This window comes from Pseudogracilibacillus amylolyticus (SeqCode), from assembly GCF_051918545.1.
GTDB lineage: Bacteria > Bacillota > Bacilli > Bacillales > Amphibacillaceae > Pseudogracilibacillus.
This window is the reverse complement of record NZ_JBPPZG010000238.1, coordinates 1-5,415: the sequence shown is the minus strand read 5'-3', so window position 1 is coordinate 5,415 and position 5,415 is coordinate 1. Positions and strand designations below refer to the sequence as shown.

Below are 5,415 nucleotides of genomic sequence, written 5' to 3'. Positions count from 1 at the left end.
ATCTGGATTATTAGCTTGTATTTGTCTAATGCAACAGGCTATTTAATCCAACAAGCTTATTCTCTCGATTTCATTTCCCAAACAGCTGATGCCATAGGGAAAAACATGCAAACATTAGCTGGGATTACTGCAAGTGGTTTTGGCAGTTCGGGCTTTTATGTAGGTTTTTTGCTTCTTTTCATTTTAGTGATTGGGATTTACGTGGCATATACAGGATTAATGAAACGGGAAACGACGAAAGCCATTCGGGCGATCCTAAACTTTTTAGTCGTTTTTATTTTGTCGGCCTCCTTTATTGCCTATGCCCCAACGTATATTGCTAAAATTAATGACTTTTCGGCAGATATTAGTCAGGCAAGTTTAGATTTAGGTACTAAAATCTTGATGCCTAGCTCTACTAGTCAGGGAAAAGACAGCGTTGATATGATACGGAATAACCTCTTTTCTATTCAAGTGGAACAGCCGTGGATGCTATTACAATTTGATGATTCGGATAAAGAAACGATTGGCGAAGAACGTGTTGAGAGCTTAGTTTCTATCAATCCTGATACGAATAACGGAAAAGATCGTGAAGATGCTGTTAAAGCAGAAATTGAAGATCATGACAATAAAAATTTAACGATTACGAAAACGACCACTCGCTTAGGAATGGTCTTCTTTTTATTTCTGTTTAATATCGGTATCTCCATTTTCGTGTTTCTACTATCGGGAATTATGATTTTCTCACAAATTCTATTTATCATCTATGCCATGTTTTTACCCATCAGTTTTTTACTGTCAATGATACCCACCTTTGAAAACATGGGGAAACAAGCGATTATGAAATTGTTTAATGTGATTATGTTACGAGCTGGCATTACCTTGATTATTACAGTTGCCTTTAGTATCTCATCCATGCTTTACAGTTTAACAACAAGTTATCCGTTTTTCTTGATTGCCTTTTTACAGATTGTGACGTTTGCGGGCATTTACATGAAACTCGGTGACATTATGAGCATGTTTAACCTGCAAAGTAATGATTCCCAACAGGTCGGACGTAAAGTCATGCGTCGTCCTTACCGAATGTTCAATCGGGGCAGCCGTCGATTACAACGTACAATCGGACGCACGCTTGCAGGCGCAACAGCTGGAGCAACCGCCGGGGCAATGGTTGGGAAATCAAAGCAAACAAAAAAGGGGTCGTTCTCTCCCCTACGTCCATTGCAACGGTTAACATCGACTACAAAAGATAACAAAGAACGTCCAACTGATCGTACGAAACCAACATCTTTAAGCCAGAAAATGGGTCAAGTCACAGGGAAAGTGGCTGGTGCGAAAAATCAGTTCCGTGCGAATATAGAGCACCGCAAAGAACAACTGCACGATTTACCTACTACTGCTCAATATGCAGTGATGCAAGGAAAAGAACAGCTTACAAAACCTGCCCGTGATTTTAAAGAAGGTATGAAGCAAGCAAAGGAAAAGAGACAAAAAACACATGCAGACCGTCAAGCAAAACATCGTCAAACCATTGCAGATAGGCGGCAAGCATTGGATAAAAAGCGTACCCCTTCTCAGGAATTTGTTAGTCATAAACGGCCACTTACAAAAAACGTCAATGAATCGTTACATCAGGATAGATTAAAGAAACCAACTGTTCGAGAAAAGCAAAAGACAAGACCTGTCACAAAAAACGAGCATATGAAGCAATTCAAATTACAACGACAGTTACCGAGTCCAGACAGAAAACAACATTTTATTGATCATCCCAAACAACCTGTTAAAAAAGAAAACCGATCTCCCCATGAAGAACGTTCTCGACCAAAAAATAGTCGGAAAATCATCAAGCGTCCTTCTAAACCGTTGAAACGTACAAACCAGAAACAAATCACGAAGCGTCCAATCCATGCGGTTAGGAGGAAACGCTAATGAAAGTCATGAGATTAAAGATCATGTTAATTGCTGGCGGAATAGGATTTCTTGCCTTTATAGGGCTGTTAGCATTTGTAGCTATTTTTATATCAAATGAAGAACATTCATCAGATAGCGGGGATTTCATCTATGATATAGGCGATGTATCGGTCTCCAAAGATGTGTTAAAACATCAGCCAATGGTAGAAAAGTATGCACAAGAATATGGAATAAGTGAGTATGTTTCTACTCTACTTGCCATTATTCAAGTAGAGAGTGGTGGAAAAACTCCAGACGTGATGCAGAGTAGTGAATCTTTGGGGCTTCCTCCCAACTCTTTAGATACCGAAGCTTCCATTCAACAAGGAACAAAATACTTTTCAGATTTATTACGTTCGGTAGAAAAAAATGGGGGCGATATTAATGTAGTCATTCAAGCTTATAACTATGGCGGTGCTTTTATTGATTATGTCGCAAAACGAGGAAGCTCTTACTCTTTTGAAATAGCTGAAAGCTTTGCGAAGGAACGTTCAGGCGGCAGCAAAGTCACTTACTCGAACCCAATAGCCGTAAAGAAAAACGGTGGTTGGCGTTACCGTTATGGCAATATGTTTTATGTCGATTTAGTAAGTCAATATTTCATTTCATCTCAATTCGATGACGAGATGGTTCAAATTGTCATGAATGAAGCCTTAAAATATGAAGGATTTCCCTATGTCTTTGGAGGAGATAATCCGAGCACTTCTTTTGATTGCAGTGGATTAACGCAATGGAGTTATCGGAAAGCTGGGATTAACTTACCCCGAACAGCGCAGCAACAATATGACGTGACCGAGCATATCACTTTATCAGAAGCAAAACCAGGTGATTTAGTGTTTTTTCATTCCACATATAACGCTGGGACTTATGTTACCCATGTTGGGATATATGTTGGAAACAACCAAATGTATAACGCAGGCGATCCGATTGGTTATGCTGATTTGACGACTTCTTATTGGCAAAAGCACTTAATTGGAGCTGGACGTATTAAACAATAGAAAGGACTGGATTAGATGAAAGGATTATTTAAGAAGCAAGAAAAGCAACAAGTGAAAACAAAACCTAAAAAAATAAAAGTAAAAACGGTTGGACCGCGTAAAAAGTCAGTGATAATTTTATGGATAGTTCTCATTGGAAGCCTTGCATTTGGGATTTATAAAAACTTTACGGCGATTGATCAGCATACCATTCATGAAAGAGAAATCATTGAAACTAAGATCATGGATACGAATGCCATAGAAAGTTTTACAAAAAACTTTGTGCAAGATTACTACACTTGGGAAAATAAAAAAGATTCGATTGAACAACGGGCGGAAAAGATCAGTCACTATTTGACAGAGGAATTACAAGCTTTAAATATCGATACCGTAAGAGCTGATATTCCTACCAGTTCCAGCGTAGGTAATATTGATATCTGGTCAGTATCACCAGAAAGTGATAATACCTATGCGGTTGTTTATTCGATAGATCAAAAAATTACGGAAGATAAAAATAGCGAAAGGGTTCGATCCACATATCGAATACTTCTTCATCAAGATAATGCAGGAAACTTAGTCATTACACAAAATCCTACCTTATGGAGCTTACCGAATAAATCAGATTATGAGCCACAACAACCTGAAAGTAACGGAACGGTTGATTCTGATACTGTTCAAGAAGTAACGGAATTTTTGGAGACATTCTTTGCGTTTTATCCTACTGCCACGGATAAAGAACTTGCTTATTATGTGAAAGATCATGCTTTGCCGGTAATTAATCAAGAGTACGTCTTTTCTGAATTAATCAATCCTGTATTTCATGAAAAAGAGAACCAAATAAAAGTCTGGGTCACAGTAAAATATTTAGATGAGACGACCAAGGCAACGCAATTCTCACAGTATGAATTGACTTTAGAGAAAGATAGGAACTGGATGATTGTAGAATGAAAATAATCTAGTACACTTGCATGTATAAGAACACACCACTTATTTGTTAGAAAAGGAATAAGTGGTGTGTTTCATCATGCGACTAAACGAGTATTTTTATATCTCTTTTGTAGGCTGACTTTCCGTTTTAATGCGCGATATAATAAGTAAAACTTTTTATATGTATGCGTAAGGAATTAGGCTAATAAAGGAGGAATTATATGATTAAAGATAACGAAAAAGAACATTTATTAAGGCATGGATTAAATCAAAAATTGTATTTTTCGGAGATAGAAAAAAACTGGTTAGAGTCACCTATAGTTTGATGACAGACAGTGTGTACACAATAGACTGCGCTATTCCTGAATTGATTAAAATTATTGAACTAATTGAGCTAGAACAGCACAAACTATAATGCTTGAAATTAATCGTATATTGGAATTATCTGATTAAGTATTACTCGAATCTATAATTTAAAAAGGAATCGAAAAGAATAAATAGAGTGACAAATTATTCACTTTTCCTTACGTGTTCAGCCTCTATCTCTGTGCTTAATTCAGGATGTTTTTCTTGAACGATTTTATGATATTTGAGATTTTACTAAATGTATACTTTTCTACTTAACAATAAGGAATCCATATTTCTCTCTGTTGAATTTTTTCATGCAGAGATGAAATCACTTCATCAAGGTGATTAGCAGGAAGCTTTCTTGTGGTTCCACCACATTTAATAAATTTGCTCCTCTTTATTACTAAGCTTCACTAAAAATGGCAATAGAGCAAAGAAAATAAAAATCGTAGAACCTAATGATAAGTTTAGCAGAGAAGAACTAGAAAGATACTGTTTCTTACCGCATTTTGGGCATTCTAGTCCATCATTAGCAAAAGCTATTTTATATGTTTTAAATAAACTCCATCTTTTCCCACAATTTTTGCAGACAGCCATTTAAAAAACCTCCTTTTCAGTTTATTATAAATACGAATGTAAAAAGTTTCAATGAATAAGAGTAAATTATAACTTTAATGGATATACGTCTAAACATACGAATTTGAAAATGATTTTATTAATTACTGGAAATTTTACACATCATCATTTTTTAATTTTAAATTAAGTTGTATTGCTGTAGTTATTGCTTCCCCTCTTGTTTTCACTCTTAAAGCTCTATATATTCTTGATAGTCGATACTCTATTGTTCTATTAGATAAAAATAATTTTTCAGCTATTTCTTTATTGCTTGACCCTTCAGAAATAGCTTTTAAAATAACTAAGTCTCTTTCAGCTAATCAATAACTCTCTTCATCGATGTTTTTATTCTTTTCTTTGAAAATAGATAAAGGAATATAAGTTGGTCAGTTATTACCTTATGAATTAGTCGAAAAAGAAACCAGTAACATATCAGACTGGTTTCTTTTCATTCTATGAGGACATTTACAAGTAAAACAAAAGATTAATTGAATTCTTTTCTTCTAAAGTGAAGCAAGCCCAGAGTAGTAAAAAGAATAAGTAATACGCTAAATATGATAAGCAATTGTTCAATTGGTGGTCGGAACGCCTCATAAGCTGGTGACATCATCATAGATGG

The 5,415-nt window shown here is 35.7% G+C and carries 4 protein-coding genes and 1 pseudogene; 3 read left to right on the top strand and 2 right to left on the bottom strand.

Going from position 1 to position 5,415, the window contains the following annotated elements; all coding sequences use genetic code 11:
• From ACPYKA_RS18305 to ACPYKA_RS18295, 3 genes are all read left to right on the top strand, one after another.
• Nucleotides 1-1,908 (top strand): CD3337/EF1877 family mobilome membrane protein (locus ACPYKA_RS18305; protein ID WP_479543642.1); only part of this gene is annotated, 1,908 nt, incomplete at its 5' end.
• An 8-nt stretch (nucleotides 1,909-1,916) separates the two neighbouring features.
• Nucleotides 1,917-2,927, top strand: a complete 1,011-nt coding sequence (locus ACPYKA_RS18300) for a bifunctional lytic transglycosylase/C40 family peptidase (protein WP_479543643.1) — start codon at nucleotides 1,917-1,919, stop codon at nucleotides 2,925-2,927.
• A 15-nt stretch (nucleotides 2,928-2,942) separates the two neighbouring features.
• On the top strand, nucleotides 2,943-3,854 hold the full coding sequence (locus ACPYKA_RS18295) for a conjugal transfer protein (protein WP_479543641.1): 912 nt from the start codon (nucleotides 2,943-2,945) through the stop codon (nucleotides 3,852-3,854).
• 705 nt (nucleotides 3,855-4,559) lie between these two features.
• Here ACPYKA_RS18295 and ACPYKA_RS18290 read toward each other — a convergent pair.
• Together ACPYKA_RS18290 and ACPYKA_RS18285 are read right to left on the bottom strand one after the other, a co-directional pair.
• Nucleotides 4,560-4,778, bottom strand: a complete 219-nt coding sequence (locus ACPYKA_RS18290) for a hypothetical protein (protein ID WP_479543640.1) — start codon at nucleotides 4,776-4,778, stop codon at nucleotides 4,560-4,562.
• A 134-nt stretch (nucleotides 4,779-4,912) separates the two neighbouring features.
• Nucleotides 4,913-5,104: pseudogene (locus ACPYKA_RS18285) on the bottom strand (response regulator transcription factor); the annotation flags it as partial.
• Between the last annotated feature and the right edge of the window lie 311 nt (nucleotides 5,105-5,415).